This is a genomic window from Qipengyuania sp. CAU 1752, assembly GCF_054482615.1.
Genome location: NZ_JBTLRE010000001.1, coordinates 441,227 through 456,131 on the forward strand (window position 1 = coordinate 441,227; position 14,905 = coordinate 456,131).

General features: G+C 61.2%; 15 protein-coding genes. 8 read left to right on the plus strand and 7 right to left on the minus strand.

The window, feature by feature from the left end; all coding sequences use genetic code 11:
* The first annotated feature begins 44 nt into the window (after window positions 1–44).
* Genes ACXYL9_RS02105 through ACXYL9_RS02115 form a run of 3 tightly spaced genes read left to right on the plus strand, consistent with a single transcriptional unit; the run spans window position 45 to window position 4,148 of the window.
* Complete coding sequence (locus tag ACXYL9_RS02105) at window positions 45–755, plus strand: polysaccharide biosynthesis/export family protein (protein WP_459037937.1); 711 nt, start codon at window positions 45–47, stop codon at window positions 753–755.
* An 11-nt stretch (window positions 756–766) separates the two neighbouring features.
* Window positions 767–2,953, plus strand: coding sequence for a GumC family protein (locus tag ACXYL9_RS02110; RefSeq protein WP_459039838.1), 2,187 nt, complete (start codon window positions 767–769; stop codon window positions 2,951–2,953).
* A gap of 40 nt (window positions 2,954–2,993) precedes the next feature.
* Window positions 2,994–4,148, plus strand: a complete 1,155-nt coding sequence (locus ACXYL9_RS02115; RefSeq protein ID WP_459037938.1) for a hypothetical protein — start codon at window positions 2,994–2,996, stop codon at window positions 4,146–4,148.
* 39 nt (window positions 4,149–4,187) lie between these two features.
* On the opposite strand, the gene fabI is transcribed toward ACXYL9_RS02115, so the two are convergent.
* The 3 genes from fabI to ACXYL9_RS02130 form a co-directional block, all read right to left on the minus strand.
* Entirely contained in the window at window positions 4,188–4,991 is an 804-nt protein-coding gene (fabI, locus tag ACXYL9_RS02120; RefSeq protein ID WP_459037939.1) for an enoyl-ACP reductase FabI, read from the minus strand.
* A gap of 36 nt (window positions 4,992–5,027) precedes the next feature.
* Window positions 5,028–5,921, minus strand: a complete 894-nt coding sequence (locus tag ACXYL9_RS02125) for a YihY/virulence factor BrkB family protein (protein ID WP_459037940.1) — start codon at window positions 5,919–5,921, stop codon at window positions 5,028–5,030.
* A gap of 100 nt (window positions 5,922–6,021) precedes the next feature.
* Window positions 6,022–6,978 (minus strand): DnaJ C-terminal domain-containing protein, encoded by a 957-nt coding sequence (locus tag ACXYL9_RS02130; RefSeq protein ID WP_459037941.1) that lies wholly within the window; start codon window positions 6,976–6,978, stop codon window positions 6,022–6,024.
* Window positions 6,979–7,086: 108 nt separating this feature from the next.
* Here ACXYL9_RS02130 and gmd point away from each other — a divergent pair, with 108 nt between their 5' ends.
* Window positions 7,087–8,157, plus strand: coding sequence for a GDP-mannose 4,6-dehydratase (gene gmd / locus ACXYL9_RS02135; protein ID WP_459037942.1), 1,071 nt, complete (start codon window positions 7,087–7,089; stop codon window positions 8,155–8,157).
* A 19-nt stretch (window positions 8,158–8,176) separates the two neighbouring features.
* Here gmd and ACXYL9_RS02140 read toward each other — a convergent pair whose 3' ends face one another.
* Window positions 8,177–8,968, minus strand: coding sequence for a class I mannose-6-phosphate isomerase (locus ACXYL9_RS02140; protein WP_459037943.1), 792 nt, complete (start codon window positions 8,966–8,968; stop codon window positions 8,177–8,179).
* The gene (locus ACXYL9_RS02145; RefSeq protein WP_459037944.1) at window positions 8,968–9,984 is read right to left on the minus strand and encodes a mannose-1-phosphate guanylyltransferase; all 1,017 of its coding nucleotides are present in this window, start codon (window positions 9,982–9,984) and stop codon (window positions 8,968–8,970) included. The genes ACXYL9_RS02140 and ACXYL9_RS02145 overlap by 1 nt, the downstream gene beginning before the upstream one ends.
* Before the next feature lie 92 nt (window positions 9,985–10,076).
* Here ACXYL9_RS02145 and pdxH point away from each other — a divergent pair, with 92 nt between their 5' ends.
* Genes pdxH through ACXYL9_RS02160 form a run of 3 tightly spaced genes read left to right on the plus strand, consistent with a single transcriptional unit; the run spans window position 10,077 to window position 12,450 of the window.
* The gene (pdxH, locus tag ACXYL9_RS02150) at window positions 10,077–10,703 is read left to right on the plus strand and encodes a pyridoxamine 5'-phosphate oxidase (RefSeq protein ID WP_459037945.1); all 627 of its coding nucleotides are present in this window, start codon (window positions 10,077–10,079) and stop codon (window positions 10,701–10,703) included.
* Window positions 10,700–11,647 (plus strand): cation diffusion facilitator family transporter, encoded by a 948-nt coding sequence (locus ACXYL9_RS02155; protein ID WP_459037946.1) that lies wholly within the window; start codon window positions 10,700–10,702, stop codon window positions 11,645–11,647. Before pdxH ends, ACXYL9_RS02155 begins: the two co-directional genes overlap by 4 nt.
* Entirely contained in the window at window positions 11,644–12,450 is an 807-nt protein-coding gene (locus tag ACXYL9_RS02160) for a PhzF family phenazine biosynthesis protein (protein ID WP_459037947.1), read from the plus strand. Before ACXYL9_RS02155 ends, ACXYL9_RS02160 begins: the two co-directional genes overlap by 4 nt.
* On the opposite strand, the gene ACXYL9_RS02165 is transcribed toward ACXYL9_RS02160, so the two are convergent.
* On the minus strand, window positions 12,435–13,562 hold the full coding sequence (locus tag ACXYL9_RS02165) for a serine hydrolase domain-containing protein (RefSeq protein ID WP_459037948.1): 1,128 nt from the start codon (window positions 13,560–13,562) through the stop codon (window positions 12,435–12,437). The two genes, ACXYL9_RS02160 and ACXYL9_RS02165, sit on opposite strands and share 16 nt — an antisense overlap.
* A gap of 14 nt (window positions 13,563–13,576) precedes the next feature.
* On the opposite strand from ACXYL9_RS02165, the gene ACXYL9_RS02170 reads away from it, so the two are divergent.
* Window positions 13,577–13,960 carry a hypothetical protein gene (locus tag ACXYL9_RS02170; protein WP_459037949.1) on the plus strand — a complete coding sequence of 128 codons (384 nt, stop codon included), beginning with the start codon at window positions 13,577–13,579 and terminating at the stop codon, window positions 13,958–13,960.
* On the opposite strand, the gene fcl is transcribed toward ACXYL9_RS02170, so the two are convergent.
* A complete protein-coding gene (gene fcl, locus ACXYL9_RS02175) occupies window positions 13,957–14,901 on the minus strand; it encodes a GDP-L-fucose synthase (RefSeq protein ID WP_459037950.1) in 945 nt (314 codons plus the stop codon). The genes ACXYL9_RS02170 and fcl overlap by 4 nt on opposite strands.
* Window positions 14,902–14,905: the final 4 nt, after the last annotated feature.

Sequence of the window (14,905 nt, forward strand, 5' to 3'; positions counted from 1 at the left end):
CAGTGTATTTTCGCCTAAGGACAAGGGCTTGCCCCGAACCGGAGATGACAATGTTTACCCGCAATGCAATTGCCATCCTTTTGGCAGTTATATTGGCTGCCTGTGCCCCGACAGATCGCACCTATGGCGCAAGTTCGGACATCGAAGTCACGGCGTTGGATACGCTCCCAGAGCCGCGCGGCGATTTCATGTACAATATCGGACCTCAAGAAGCGCTGCAGATCGATGTGGTCGGCGCAGAGTTGCTGAGCGGCAAATTCCTCACCGACGACAGGGGCGGCGTGGAATTCCCTCTGCTCGGTTATATCGATTTCGGTGGCAAATCACCGGCAGAAGCAGCGGCGTTGATCGCTGATGGATTGCGCGGGGAATATGTGAAGAACCCTCAGGTTCGGATCATTCCCGAAGAATTTCCTGTTCCGACCATTTCGGTTGGCGGCGAAGTGGAGCGCCCCGGCAGCTATCCCGCGCCAGGCAAGCAGACGTTGCTGCGCATGGTCAATGCGGCGGGCGGACTCGATGACTACGCCCGTCTGGACGATGTGCTCGTGTTCCGTACCGTCGACGGACAAAACTACGTGGGGCTTTATAATCTGAAGGCGATCCAGCGCGGTAATTATGACGATCCGCGGCTGTTTCCGAATGATATCGTCATGGTCGGCGATTCCCCGGGGCGCCGCCGTTTCGAGCAATTTCTCCAATTGGTACCGCTCGCTACTGCCGCGTCGGTCATCATCGATCGCACGACAAGGTGAATACATTGAATGTGACCTCTCTCGTGACCGCTGACGGGTCTGACTATCGCTTGCTTGCGGATGAGTCGGACGCGGCAGATGACGGTTTTTCAATTGACATTGAGCGCTTCATCACCGAGGCGCGCAAGCTTCGGTTCTGGCTTGCCGGGATTATCGGCTTTGCGCTGGTGGCCGGCGTAATCGTCACCTTGCTCGCCACCGAGCAATTTCGTGCCGAGGCCCGGTTGGAAGTGAGCCAGGTCACTGCCAATGTGACCGATATCGATGACCTCAGGCAGGAATCGATGATTTCCGAGCTTCAGTATCTGAAGACGCAATACAAACTGCTGGAATCGCGCTTCATTGCCAGCCGCGTCATCGAAGCCGGCAATCTGATGCGCGACAATCAGTTCCTCCAGGCATTCGGTATCGATCCCGAGGAAGAATTTGACGAAAATGACATCAGCGAGGCCTTGCTTGATCGCCTGTCGGTCAACCCGATCACGCAATCGAGCCTCGTCGACGTTGCCTTCATCAGCGCCGACCCCGTCGTTTCGGCGGAGATTACCAATCTCTGGGCCCAAGAATTCATCCGTGCCAACTATGACAAACGCTTCGGCACCAATGTCGAGGCCCGTGAATTTCTCGGCCAGCAACTGGAAGAGCTGAGGATCCGGCTTGCCGAGTCCGAAGCGGAACTGGTTGAATACGCCAACCGCAACGAGATCCTTGTTCTCGACACGAACACCAGGACCGATTCCAGTGGTTCCGAAACAGCCGGGCAATCGCTGATAGGTGCTGACCTGACGGCGATCAATTCTGCGCTTGCGCAAGCTGTCACTGATCGGATTTCGGCTGAAGCAACCCTGCGTGCCGGGGCTGTCGGGCCGCGCGTCGAGCAAAGCGCCCTGCGTGCGCGGCTCGCCGAAGCTTCGGCAGAGCTCGCATCGCTGCGTGCCAATTTCGGCCCCAATTACCCGGTTCTTCTCGAAAAGGCTGCCGAGGTCGAATCCCTGCGTTCCGCAATTTCGGAACAGCGCCAGGCAGACCAGGGGCAGCTGCAGACCGCCTATAACGCTGCCGTCATGCGCGAGCGCCAACTTCGCGATCAACTCAACAGGGTCAAATCGCGCTTCCTCGGGCAGCAGAGCCAAGGAATCCAATACGGCATCTTGCAGCGCGAAGTCGACACCAACCGCGAACTCTACGAAGCCTTGCTGCAACGCTTCAAGGAGCTTGAAGCTGCTGGTGCAGGCCAAAACAACATCACGCTGATCGACGAGGCTACGCCGCCGGAAGAACCCTATGCTCCATCCTTGGCGCAGAACGTTCTTCTTGCGCTTTTGCTTGGCCTCCTTGCCGGTGCCGCCCTAGTCTATCTGCGTGTATTCCTGAGCAAGTCATTGCAGGATCCACAGGACGTGCGACGCGTGCTCAAGATCCCGCTTCTGGGCGCTATTCCTCTTGTGAAGACAAGCGATATCCTCGAGGAAATCGCGACCCGTAGCTCCGAGATCAACGAAGCCTACACGTCGGTTCGGACCAACCTTAGCCTGCTGACTACAGCTGGCGCTCCGCAGGTTCTGATGCTGACTTCGTCAGTACCGAGCGAGGGCAAGAGCATTTCCTCGGCATCGCTCTCGGCGTCGTTCGTACAACTGGGCAAGCGAACCCTGCTGGTTGATGGCGATCTGCGCAATTCGCGCCTTATGAACCTGTTTGGGCAGACCAATCCCGAAGGTAAAGGCCTCTCGCGACTGCTTACCGCGCCGGATGCGTCGATCTCGGAATCGGTCTATCATCTCGACGACCTTGGTTTCGACTTCATGCCGGTAGGCCCGAAACCACCAAATCCGGTCGAGTTGCTGGCCAGCGACCGCATGCGGCAGGTCATTGAACTTGCCCGGCAGGAGTATGACCAGGTTATCATCGACAGCGCTCCCATGCTGTCACTGGCCGACGCAATTGAACTGTCCAAGGCCGTAGAGGGTGTCGTCTTCGTCATCGAATCTGACCGCATCAAGCTGCGGGGTATCGAGATGGCGCTGCACCGCCTGCGGGCTGCCGGTGCAAACATCGTCGGCGGAATCGTGACCAAGCTGAAGATTGGCGATGCCGACTTTGGCTATGGCTATGGCTACGGCTACGGCTACGGCTACGGCTATGGAGACGAGGACCGGGCCGATAGCGAAAGCGAAACCGAGGTGGCTCGGGTTTGAGCTTCTCCAGAAGATGAAGTTCAGTCAAAAACTCGTGCTGATGTCCGTCCTGGGCCTGGGCCTTGCCGGTATCTTGATGCTGCAGGCAATGAGCGGGTTTGCCGCTCGGCGTGCGCCCGACCTGGCGACTTCGGTGATGTCGGGCAATGGCGAAGCGACGGACCGGCTCGCGTTTGCCCGGTTCCTGGGGGGCGTTTCGGACCCGGAGAATCCAGCGGCAGTTGCGCAGTCTGCGCAGTTGGCGGCGCCGCTCGCCCGTCAAGCATTGGCGATCGAGCCGCTTTCGACGCGATCGCTTACGGTGATAGGGCTCGCCGAAACAGACCTTGAGCAGCAGTCCAAATTCCTCGCCCTTGCGGATAAGATCAACCGCCGGGATATCTCGCTTCAGGGTGTGCGGCTGGGAAACCAGGTCGCCGCTGAAGATTTCGATGGCGTATTCGATACCGTTGACCGGATCTTGCGTGCGGGCCCGGAATTTTCCGATCAGTTTTTTCCGGTTGTGCTCATGGCTTTTCGGGAAGAGCGCGGGGTGGCGCGCTTGTTCGAATTGTCAGAGGGCAATTCTCCGTGGCTCAACAGATTCCTAATCTATGCTGTCCGCGAAGGCAGTGTGCTGGAAGAATTGGCGGCATTTCGCAGCCGGGCCAATGTCGATGACGAGCAATTCGATAACCTTCTGATCTCCAGCCTCACCAAGCGAGGTTACTATGACCTGGCACAGGATCTCTATCGACGGCTGACGGCGAAGGCGGGCGATGCCGAGCAGATTGCGGCACAGCCGCTCGGCTGGCATTTCCGGTTTTCGCCCTTCGGATGGTTGTTGGCAGACCGTTCCGGATTTCGAGCCCAGCCCGCCAAGGACGGAGACGGTATCGATATCAATGTCGGCGCTGGCGAGGATGGTGTGCTGGCGGAACGAGTGATTGCGGCTCCCGGTGGTTCATTCGGGATTGCGGTCAATCACGATATCAAACGTCCCGAGCAGTTGCGGTATTTTCGCTTGTTGCTGCACTGCGGCGATATTTCCAAGCCGTTCTTCCAGGCGCCAATGGTCGACCAGCGCAACAGCTTCAAGGTCGGGCAAGCGCCGCAGGGATGCGACTTTGTGCACGTGGCGCTATATGCCCGGGTCTTTTCAACGCAGCCACCACTTCGTGGCCATGTTTCCGAGGTTGCGTTGATCGACGGCTGAAGGCACCAGGCCTGCACCCGAGCATCCCGACACTTGGGCTCAGCTGACCGCGATGTCGGGCGCGTCTTCTTGTTTCATTCCGACGACATGGTAGCCGGCATCGACATGGTGGGTCTCACCGGTCACGCCTGATGACAGGTCGGACAGGAAATAGACGCCCGACCCGCCGACATCATCGATCGTGATGTTCCGTCGCAGCGGTGCATTGAGCTCGTTCCACTTGAGGATATAGCGGAAATCGCCGATCCCGCTCGCCGCCAAGGTCTTGACCGGACCGGCACTGATCGCGTTGACGCGGATGTTTTGCGGGCCGAGATCATTGGCAAGATATTGCACGCTGGTTTCAAGCGCCGCCTTGGCCACCCCCATCACATTGTAATGCGGAATGACCTTCTCGGCTCCATAATAGGTCAGCGTGACGATCGATCCGCCATTGGGCATCATCTCGGCAGCGCGCTTGGCCACCGCGACGAGCGAATAGGCCGAGATGTTCATTGTCATCAGGAAGTTTTCGAGGCTGGTGTCGACATATTTGCCGCGCAGCTCGTTCTTGTCCGAAAAACCAATCGCGTGGACGACAAAATCGATCGTCTCCCAGCGCTGCTTGAGCGTGGCAAAGGCACTGTCGAGCGCGTCCATATCGGAAACGTCGCACTCGAAGGTAAAGTCCGAGCCCAGTTGTTCGGCCAGCGGTTTCACCCGCTTGCCAAGCGCCTCGCCCTGGTAGGAAAAGGCCAACTCGGCGCCGTGCTCGGCCAATTGCCGGGCGATACCCCAGGCCAACGATTTATCATTGGCAAGCCCCATGATGAGGCCTCGCTTGCCCTGCATCAGACCGGTCATTCGCACGTTCTCCTGTTTGCCGTGTGCACCCAGCTTCTAGTCAGGAAGTGGCATCTCTCCAAGAGGCACGTCGGAGGATTTGGGGGGCGGTTCGGCCAGCGCCGCGTTGAGCTCGGCACCAACGACCACGCCGATGCCCACCAGCCAGAAGAAGAACAGGGCGATCATGATCCCGGCCAGCGATCCGTAGGTAAGGTCGTAGGCAACGAATCTTTGCAGCACGATCGGCATGGTCACCGTTACTGTCACCCACCAGACCGTGACCAGCAATGCGCCGGGCCACTTGGGATAGCGGCGGCGGCGATATTCGTTCGGGGTCAGGCTGTAAAACAGTAGGTATATCGACGCGAACAGGCCGAGCGCGGGGACGATCCGCGACAAGGAAAGTTCGCCAAGAAGATTGGTAAGCTGGGGGACGTAGGCAGAAATGAACTGCTGCGCCGTGGTGATCAGGAATTGTGCCAGCAGCGAGAACATCAACAGGATCACGGCGCCGATGATGGTGGCCATCGACAGCAATCGATACTGCCAGAATGCCCGCGTCGCGCGTGTGCCATAGGCGCGGCGCAGGATGTCGCGGATGGTCTCCACCAAGCTGCCCACGGTCCACAGGCCAATCAATCCACCGACCCACAACAGCCAACCGCTGCGCGAATCCACCACGGTGCGCGCGACCGGCTCGATCACGCCCCTGACGGTCGGCGGCAGTGCCAGTAGCACGGCATTGATAGTCGCCATGCGCTCGCTTTCCTCGCCCAGTACCGAGAATATTGCTGCCCCGACGATAAAGAATGGAAAGATCGCCAGCATCGAGAGATATGCGAGGTTGCCGGCATGGATGAAGCCGTCGTTATAGGTACTGACCGCGACGCGTTTGAAAACCTCGATAACGCGATCATACAGGTTCTGCCGCGCCGGCGTATTGAGCAACCGCGATCGCCGCCGCCATTCGGGAGTGGGCGAGTGGATTGCGCGCTGTTCGGTGTCTGGCAGTTCAGCTTGCGTAATTTTGCTGCTCCCCTGCCTGGCCCTACACGCCCAAATCGCTGCGCGGGTTGCTCTTGTCCTGCCAGTCTTCCAACCGCTTGGCCAGTTCGACGGTATCCTCGGGCAGGGCAATCTGCAGCTTCACCAGCTGGTCGCCGCGCTGGCCGTTCTTCTTCGTGAACCCCTTGCCACCCAGGCGCATGACCGTGCCGCCCGTCATTCCGGGCTTGATGGTCAGCATGACCGGGCCGTCGACAGTCGGCACCCTGATCTTGGCCCCATGCACGGCCTCGTCGAGCGTCAGCGGAAGATCGAGCCGCACGTTGTAGCCGTCGCGCTCGAAGAAGGGATGGGGATCGACAGAGATGGTGACGATGCCGTCGCCGGTTCCGCCGGGACCTTGCTCTCCCTTTCCCTTGAGCCGCATCTGGGTCCCGTCCTCGAGACCCGCGGGCAGCTTGAGATCGATTGTCTTGCCATCGGCGAGGGTAATGCGCTGGTCACGTCGCGAAGCGGCATCGGTGAAGGGAACCTTGAGCCGATATGCGATATCGGCGCCCTTTCGCGGCGGTGTCCGAGGTGGAGCCTGCGACCGCCGTCCGAACGGCGACCCGCCGCCGCGCCCGCGCGGACCACCACCGCCGAATAGCCCCTCGAACAAATCGCCAAGATCGACTTCTTCGCCGCCAAAGCCCTGGAAATCCTCGGGCCGGTATTGTTGCCGGCCGCCGCCGCCGCCGCCGCCGCCTCCGCCCATTCCGGCAAACGGATTGGTCGGATTGCCCTCGGCATCAATTTCGCCGCGATCGAACCGGGCCCGCTGGTCCTTGTCGGACAGCAGGTCGTAGGCGTTGGTGACGGTGGAGAACCGCTCTGACGCCTTGGGATTGTCCTTGTTGCGGTCAGGGTGAAGCTCCTTCGCGAGCTTGCGATAGGCGCTTTTGATCTCGCTTTCTGAGGCGGTGCGGGACACACCAAGGGTTTGATACGGATCAGCCATTGCGTGTGTTAGCTAGGTGCAGCAGTGGAGAGGTGCAAGCACCGCTTTACGCAGCGCCCCGGTCGGCTATATCGGCGCCGATAACACATTGATGGATTGGAGACTTCCTTGAAGAAGGAAAACGGCAAGCGTGCACTGATAACCGGGGTGACCGGTCAGGACGGTGCGTATCTTGCGCGATTGCTGCTGGAAAAGGGCTATGAAGTCCACGGTATCAAGCGTCGTTCCAGCAGTTTCAACACCGGGCGGATCGAGGAAATCTACCAGGACCCGCACGAGCCTGATCCACGACTGATCTTGCACTATGGCGACATGACCGATGCCACCAACCTGATCCGTATCGTCCAGGAGTGTCGCCCGCACGAGGTTTATAACCTGGCCGCGCAGAGCCATGTCCAGGTGAGCTTCGAGACCCCGGAATACACCGCCAATGCGGACGCCGTGGGCCCGCTACGCCTGCTTGAGGCGATCCGGATACTGGGGCTGGAAAAACACACCAGATTCTACCAGGCTTCGACTTCTGAGCTCTTCGGATTGGTGCAGGAAACCCCGCAGAGCGAGACAACTCCGTTCTATCCGCGCAGTCCCTATGGCGTCGCCAAGCTCTACGGATACTGGATCACCGTCAATTATCGCGAGGCCTACGGCATGCACGCGTCCAACGGCATCTTGTTCAATCACGAGAGCCCGCTTCGCGGCGAGACTTTCGTGACCCGCAAGATTACCCGTGCTGCCGCGGCTATTGCGCTGGGGAGGCAGGATACGCTGTTCCTGGGCAATCTCGATGCCCAGCGCGACTGGGGCCACGCCCGCGAATATGCCGAGGGCATGTGGCGGATGTTGCAGCAGGATGAGCCGGGCGATTACGTTCTGGCTACCGGCAAGATGACCTCGGTGCGCGAGTTCACCCGTTGGGCCTTTGAAGACGCCGGCATCTCGCTAGAATTCAAGGGCGAAGGCGTCGAAGAGACCGGCGTGTGCGCCAAGACCGGCAAGGTTCTGATCAAGATCGACCCGCGCTATTTCCGGCCGACCGAAGTTGACCTGCTGCTGGGCGATCCATCAAAGGCACGCAGGGTGCTCGGGTGGGAAACCAAGATCAGTGCGCGCGAACTGGCCCGCGAGATGGTCGAGGCTGACCTTGACGTCATGCGGAGCGACCCGATCGCAAAAGACTGACGTGCTGCAGAATTGATGGTCAGCAGGGCTGGGCGATCAAGGCCTGGCCCCGCACGCATTCTATGGCCACGATATTATCGACAAGCGCGCAGGCTCCAGCCGCGACAGGTGAGCCGCCGACGCGATAGTCGCCTTTTATCGGGACCAGCAACACCGGGCCACGATAGCGTCCAGAAAGCTCAACGCTGGGCGCGCCCTCGATCCTGACGAGCCGAAAATGCGGACCGTCGACCAGTTGCACCTCGCCGCTCGCTAAACCCGTGTGGCGAAGATCTTTGGCATAGGGTTCGGGTCTCGCCACTTCCAGCGCGAGGTCGAGATGCAGTTCGCGCGGGCGCCCGTAGTCATAGAGGCGATAGGTGATGTCGCTGTTCTGCTGGACCTCGATCAGCGAAATACCTGGCCCGATGGCGTGAATCGTCCCCGCGGGCAGGTAGAAGAAATCACCAGCCTTCACCTCGTGCCAGGCCAGTAGGTCTTCAATCGAACCGTCGAGCGCGGCGAGACGCAGCTCGGTTGTCGAGCACGCGCGGTTGAGCCCGACGGCGAGCCGGGCGCCGGGTTCGGCATCGATAATGTACCAGCATTCTTCCTTGCCGCTTGCCCCATCAGGCGCTTGTTCGCCTCCGGGATGGACCTGGACCGACAGCTTCTCGCTGGTGAACAGGTATTTCACCAGCAATTGCGGCAGGTTCGGCGGTGGATCGAACCAGATCTCGCCGGTTCGGCCATTGCCGGCCTGGCAGAAAGGCGCGGGAAGTTGGTCCCGGCCCCAGATTTTCTCGACATGGTGGGTAGACAGCAATTGCATCAGCGGCCCTGCGCCCCGGGCAGCGTGCCAACTTTCTGCGCATCCTTGGCGGTCGTGACCAGCACTTCGTCGCCATCAACCACGATAATGATGTTATCGAGCCCCACTACGGAGACGCGCGGGCCATCGCTGTCTACGAAAACGTTGTTGGCTTCCAAAAGGTCACATGTCCCGTTCAAAGCGCCGCCGCGCGCCTCGGCTAGGGCCTGCCAGTTGCCGATGTCGGACCAGCCAATGTCGGCCGGTATCATGGCCGCGCTACCGGTTGGCTCCATCACTGCGTAATCGATAGAATCGCCCTCAATGGCTTCGAATGCCGCCGGGGCCGGGCGAAAGACCTGGTCGGTCTCTCTGCCGTCGCGCGCCGCTTCGGCGACATGCTTCGCCATGGTCGGGCGATGGGTGGAAAGTTCCTCGATGAAGCGACCGGCCATGAACAGGAAGATGCCCCCGTTCCAGCTGTAGCTTCCTTCGGCAAGGAACCGCTCGGCTGTGGCAAGGTCCGGTTTCTCCACAAATTGATCAATTCGGAAACCCTGGCCGAGCGGCTCCCCGCGCTTGATGTAGCCATAGCCTGTCTCTGGCCGGTCGGGCGTTATGGAGAGGCTGACTAGATAACCGTCCCGCGCCAGAACACCGCCGGCCTTGGCCGCTGCCACGAACGCTGGGACATCCTCGATATAGTGGTCGCTCGGGCACACCAGCATGACCGTGTCAGCCGGTACGCGATGCGCTGCCAGCGCAATGGCCGGCGCAGTGTTTCGCCCGACGGGTTCGGCCACCAGCGAGAGGCTTGCCCCGGCTTGCTCGCGCACCAGCGGCACGTGGGCTTCTCCTGCAACCACCACCGGTGAAGCAAAAACGCTCTGTTCTCCCACCCGGTCGAGAGTCTGTTGGAACAGTGTCCGCTCGCCTAACAGTTGTAGGAACGGCTTCGGCTTGTGCGCGCGGCTACGCGGCCACAGCCGCGTGCCTCCGCCGCCGCACAAGATAACAGGCTGGATCAGATCGCTCATTGCGTTGGGGCAATAGCACGAAATTTCAGAATAAAAGGTTCAATTGATATGACCTGCGCGAGGGGGTAGGTCGCGCTTCGAAGGACGGTGCCGTGAGCGAACACAATACCAGCGAAATTCCTGCAACCGATCCGATCGCGCTGTTTGGCGAATGGCTGGCCGATGCGCGTGAGAGCGAGCCCAACGATCCGACCGCGATGGCTCTGGCGACCGCCACCCCCAACGGTGCGCCGTCGGTGCGGATGGTGCTGCTCAAGGGCCACGGGCCGGACGGGTTCACGTTCTACACCAATGCGGAGAGCCGCAAGGGACGCGAGATTCGTGCCAACGGCCACGCTGCGCTCCTGTTCCACTGGAAGAGCCTGCGCCGACAGATCCGCATTGAAGGCAGCTTGAGCGAAGTCGGAGCGGAAACCGCCGATGCATATTTCCACTCGCGCGCCCGCGATTCCCAGATCGGCGCGGTTGCCTCCGACCAGTCGCGGCCACTTGAAGACCGTGCCGCTTTCGTGGCGAAATTCGCCGAGGTTGAAGCGCGCTTTTCTGGGTCCGAGGTCGAGCGCCCCGCTCACTGGACCGGCTTCACGCTCGATCCGGAGCGTATCGAATTCTGGCTCGACCGGCCCAATCGCCTGCATGACCGTCGCCTGTTCACTCGTCATCCGGCCGACAGTGCCCGTGGCACTCCGCGGTGGTCCAACACACTGCTTTACCCGTGACGGATAGCGCCGACTCCCGCCGCGCCTCGCTGACCCGCTCGGCTGCCTACGCCTCGATCGCGACGGCGCTGTTCCTGGTCGGGCTGAAGGTATGGGCAACATGGCGGACCGGTTCGATGGCGATGCTCGGCAGCCTGGCTGATACCGCGCTCGACCTGATAGCCAGCATCGCCACACTGATCGGCGTCTGGATCGCTTCGCTCCCGGCCGATCGCAATCACCGCTTCGGCCACGGCAAGGCCGAATCGCTGTCGGCGATCTTCCAGGTCATGCTGATTGCGCTGTCTTCCGCTGCGATTGCCTTTCGTTCGCTGCTCAATCTGGTCGAGGGAAGCAGGGTCACAGGGGCGCAGGACGGCATCGCGGTTTCCTTGATCGCGATTGTCGCCACGTTGGCGCTGCTGGCGTGGCAACGTCACGTGATCGCCCAAACGCAGTCGGTCGCAATCAGGACCGATCATCTCCATTACCAATCGGATCTCATGCTCAATGCGGCGGTGATAGCGGCCCTGGTGCTCGACCAGTATCTCGGCCTATCCGGGGCCGATCCGCTTTTCGGCCTCGCCATTGCCGGATGGCTGCTGCTCAGCGCTTGGCGTGCCGGCGGCGAGGCGGTCGACAATCTGATGGACAAGGAGTGGCCCGAGAAAAAGCGCCAGCGCTTTGTCGAGGTTGCAGCGCGCCATCCGGAATTGTCAAACCTGCACGATCTGCGCACGCGCACGGCGGGAGCGCGCGACTTCGTGCAATTCCACGTCGACCTGCCCGAAGAGATGACCGTGGGCGAGGCGCATGACATCATCGAACGGGTAGAGGAGGACTTGCAGAAGGCCTTTCCCGAAGTCGACCTACTGATCCATATCGACCCTGCCGGCCATGTCGACGAGCCCGACAACCCGCTGGTCGAGGAAGACGAGTTTGCCAAGCTCGAGGACAAGCCATGACTGGGTCGCGCACACTACCCTATTGGCACGTCGATGCCTTTGCCGATCGGCCCTTCGCCGGCAACCAGGCGGCGGTGATGCCGCTGGAAGATTGGCTGCCCGATGATGTGTTGCAGGCGATCGGGGAAGAGAACAATTTCGCTGAAACCGCCTTTGTCGTGCCCGATGCCAGCGGCGAAGCCGATTACGAATTGCGCTGGTTTACGCCCGCTTGCGAAATACGCCTGTGCGGTCATGCAACACTGGCCTCGGGTCATGTCCTGCTCGCCCGCGATGGGGGCGAACGGGTCACCTTTCGGACCCGCAAGGCCGGCTGTCTCGAGGTCCGGCGCAGCGATGCGGGCTATGAATTGGCGCTTCCGGCCATTCCCACCGAAAAGGGACAGTGGGATGAGGCCGCCGACCTGCTCGGTGCCGCGCCGAAAGAAGTTTGGCTCAATCCCGATGGCTACGGCATTTACCTGTTCAGGGACGAGGACCAGGTGCGCGCGCTCGACCCCGATGTCCGCGGGTTGGGAATGCTCGGCGACGACCAGTTCATTTGCACCGCGCCGGGGCGCGAGACTGATATTGTCAGCCGTGTGTTCGTTCCCGGCGGCGGGGTCGACGAAGACAGCTTCACCGGATCGGCCCATGCCGTACTGACCCCGTTCTGGGCCAGTCGTCTGGGCCGCGACAGTTTCACCGCCTTCCAGGCCTCGCAGCGTGGCGGTCATGCCGCTTGCCGGCTCGACGGCACGCGCGCCTGGCTTGGCGGATCCTGCGTCACCGTGGTTGAGGGGGTGTTCTATCTTTCGGGGTAGAGCTCGATGATATCATTCATCTGGCGCAGCAATGCGCTGCGCTGCGGGCCATCGGAATGACCCAGCCGCACTATCGTCAGCCGTTGGCGCGGCGAGACCACCACATACTGCCCCATGTGCCCGATCATCGCGAACACGCCTTCAGGCCGGGAAATAGGGTGCAGCGCATTTTCGGGATCGGCGGCTCCGAAATTGAGCCATGTCTGCCCGCCATAAAACTCCGCCCGGGGGCTCGAGCCGGTCATAAACCGCACCCAGCGTCGGGGAAGGATCTGCGCCCCGGCGATCGAGCCACCGTTGCGCAGAAACTCGCCGAACTTGGCCCAGTCGCGCGCGGTCGCGTGGATGAGGCTGCCGCCGATGAGCGTGCCGCTGGCATCGAATTCGGGCACCGCCGAGGTCATCCCCAGCGGCCCGAACAGCCGCGCATCGAGAAACTCGCTTACCGCGCGGCGACGGGTTTCGGGGTCGTCGCTCCCCTTGGCAATGACCCGTGCGGCGATGTCGGCGAGGATGACAGTGGTATTGCTCGAATATTCGAACTTGGCCCCTGGCTCTGACTCGAGCGGCTGCTCCTTCGCCCAGCGAGCCATGTCGTCGCGCCCGTCGAGAAAGAGCATCCGCACCTCGGACGAATCATAAGGCGGGTCGCCGGCCTCGGTATGGCGCAGCCCGGAGCGCATCTGCAGCAATTGGCGCAAGGTGATCTCCCCGCGCGGATCTCCGGGACGGCGCCATGCAGGAAGGGGCGGGCTGTCATCGAGTTCGAGCTGTCCGTCGGCTTCCAGCAACCCGATCATCACGGCGGTTACGGTCTTGGCCATCGACCAGCTAACGAAACGGGTGTCGGCATCATAGCCGGGGGCATAGCGTTCGGCGGCGATCTCTCCACCATACATGACGATGGCGGCGCGGGTTTCTCCCACGGCTTCGTCAGTGAACAAATGGTCGAACTGGCGCGCCAATTGCTTTGTCGGGGCGCCCGGATCCTCGCTCATTGCCGCCAGCGCTTCTTCACTCAGTGGTGGTTCGGACGGTGCGGAGTCGGAGCAGCCGGCAAGGCTTGTCGCAAGCGCCAGCATGGCGATAAGGGGAACGGAGCGAAGGCGCATGGTGCGGCTTTCGCATGACGGGAATTCGATTGGCAATGGTGAAAAGATCGGCAGCTTCCAGGATCGCGCGCTCGACCCGTCCCGCGCGCCGCTGGCCGTGGGCCGCGCTGGCGCTACTAGCGGTGGTGGCTGCGCTGTTGTACTGGTTCTGGACGCCGATCACCGGTTATGCGCAGGTTTCGACCGCCTACAGCGCGCGGGTGGCTTGTTCGTGCCGCTTCGTCGCAGGACGCACACTGGATGATTGCGCCAAGGACAAGCTGGCAGGCATGGAACTGGTTTCGCTCAGCGATGACGAGGACGAACAAAGCGTTACTGCACGTTTCCTGCTCGTCGCCAGCGACACCGCGCGCCTACGCGATGGTTATGGCTGTGTGCTCGATCCTTGGGACGGCTAGGCCCTCAAGCCAGTCACGTTTTCGAGGAACCAGCGATAAGTGGCGGCCATGCCGTCTTCGAGTGAGACGCGCGGTTTCCAGCCGAGGCCAGCGATCTTCGACCCGTCCATCAACTTGCGCGGGGTGCCGTCGGGCTTGCTGCGATCGTGCTCGATACGCCCCTCGAAACCGACAGCCTTGCACACTGCCTCGGCCAGTTCGTTGATGGTCAGGTCGGTGCCGGAGCCGAGATTTACGTGGCTCTCGTCCGAGTAATTCTCGAGCAGGAAGATACAGCCGTCGGCGAGGTCGTCGACATGCAGGAATTCGCGCCGCGGTGTGCCGCTTCCCCACAGGGTGATGTTGTCCGCGCCGCTGAGCTTTGCTTCATGCGCCTTGCGCATCAGGGCCGGCAAGACATGGCTGGTCTCGAGATCGAAATTGTCGCCCGGCCCGTAAAGATTGGTTGGCATGGCGCTGATGAAGTCGCGCCCATATTGCCGGCGATAGGCCTGGCACAGTTTGATCCCGGCGATCTTGGCCACTGCATACCATTCATTGGTGGGTTCTAGCGGACCGGTCAGCAGGGCGTCTTCGCCAATCGGCTGCTCGGCATGTTTGGGATAAATGCAGGACGAGCCGAGAAACAGCAGCTTTTCCGCCTGGTGACGGTGCGCGGCCTCGATCAGATTGGCCTCGATCATCAGGTTGTCATAGAGAAACTGGGCTGGGTAGCTGTCATTGGCGAGGATTCCGCCGACCTTGGCCGCGGCCACGATCACCACATCGGGTTCGTTCTCCGCAAACCAACCGCGCACATGCGCCTGCTCGCGCAGATCGACCGAGCGATCTGCGGTGAGGATCAGGCAGGATTCGGACTGCAGCCGGCGTACCAGCGCCGAACCGACCATGCCCCTGTGTCCCGCGACGTAAACGCGCTTCCCGGCAAGGCTGTATGTCATTGTG

Excerpts from the sequence above, each read along its gene's own strand:
- ACXYL9_RS02145 (WP_459037944.1), bottom strand. The coding sequence starts at position 9,984 with ATGAGCGATCTGATCCAGCCTGTTATCTTGTGCGGCGGCGGAGGCACG.
- ACXYL9_RS02160 (WP_459037947.1), top strand. The coding sequence starts at position 11,644 with ATGACTGGGTCGCGCACACTACCCTATTGGCACGTCGATGCCTTTGCC.
- ACXYL9_RS02115 (WP_459037938.1), top strand. The coding sequence starts at position 2,994 with ATGTCCGTCCTGGGCCTGGGCCTTGCCGGTATCTTGATGCTGCAGGCA.
- ACXYL9_RS02105 (WP_459037937.1), top strand. The coding sequence starts at position 45 with ATGACAATGTTTACCCGCAATGCAATTGCCATCCTTTTGGCAGTTATA.
- ACXYL9_RS02170 (WP_459037949.1), top strand. The coding sequence starts at position 13,577 with ATGACGGGAATTCGATTGGCAATGGTGAAAAGATCGGCAGCTTCCAGG.
- ACXYL9_RS02165 (WP_459037948.1), bottom strand. The coding sequence starts at position 13,562 with ATGCGCCTTCGCTCCGTTCCCCTTATCGCCATGCTGGCGCTTGCGACA.
- ACXYL9_RS02140 (WP_459037943.1), bottom strand. The coding sequence starts at position 8,968 with ATGCAATTGCTGTCTACCCACCATGTCGAGAAAATCTGGGGCCGGGAC.
- fabI (WP_459037939.1), bottom strand. The coding sequence starts at position 4,991 with ATGACCGGTCTGATGCAGGGCAAGCGAGGCCTCATCATGGGGCTTGCC.
- fcl (WP_459037950.1), bottom strand. The coding sequence starts at position 14,901 with ATGACATACAGCCTTGCCGGGAAGCGCGTTTACGTCGCGGGACACAGG.
- ACXYL9_RS02130 (WP_459037941.1), bottom strand. The coding sequence starts at position 6,978 with ATGGCTGATCCGTATCAAACCCTTGGTGTGTCCCGCACCGCCTCAGAA.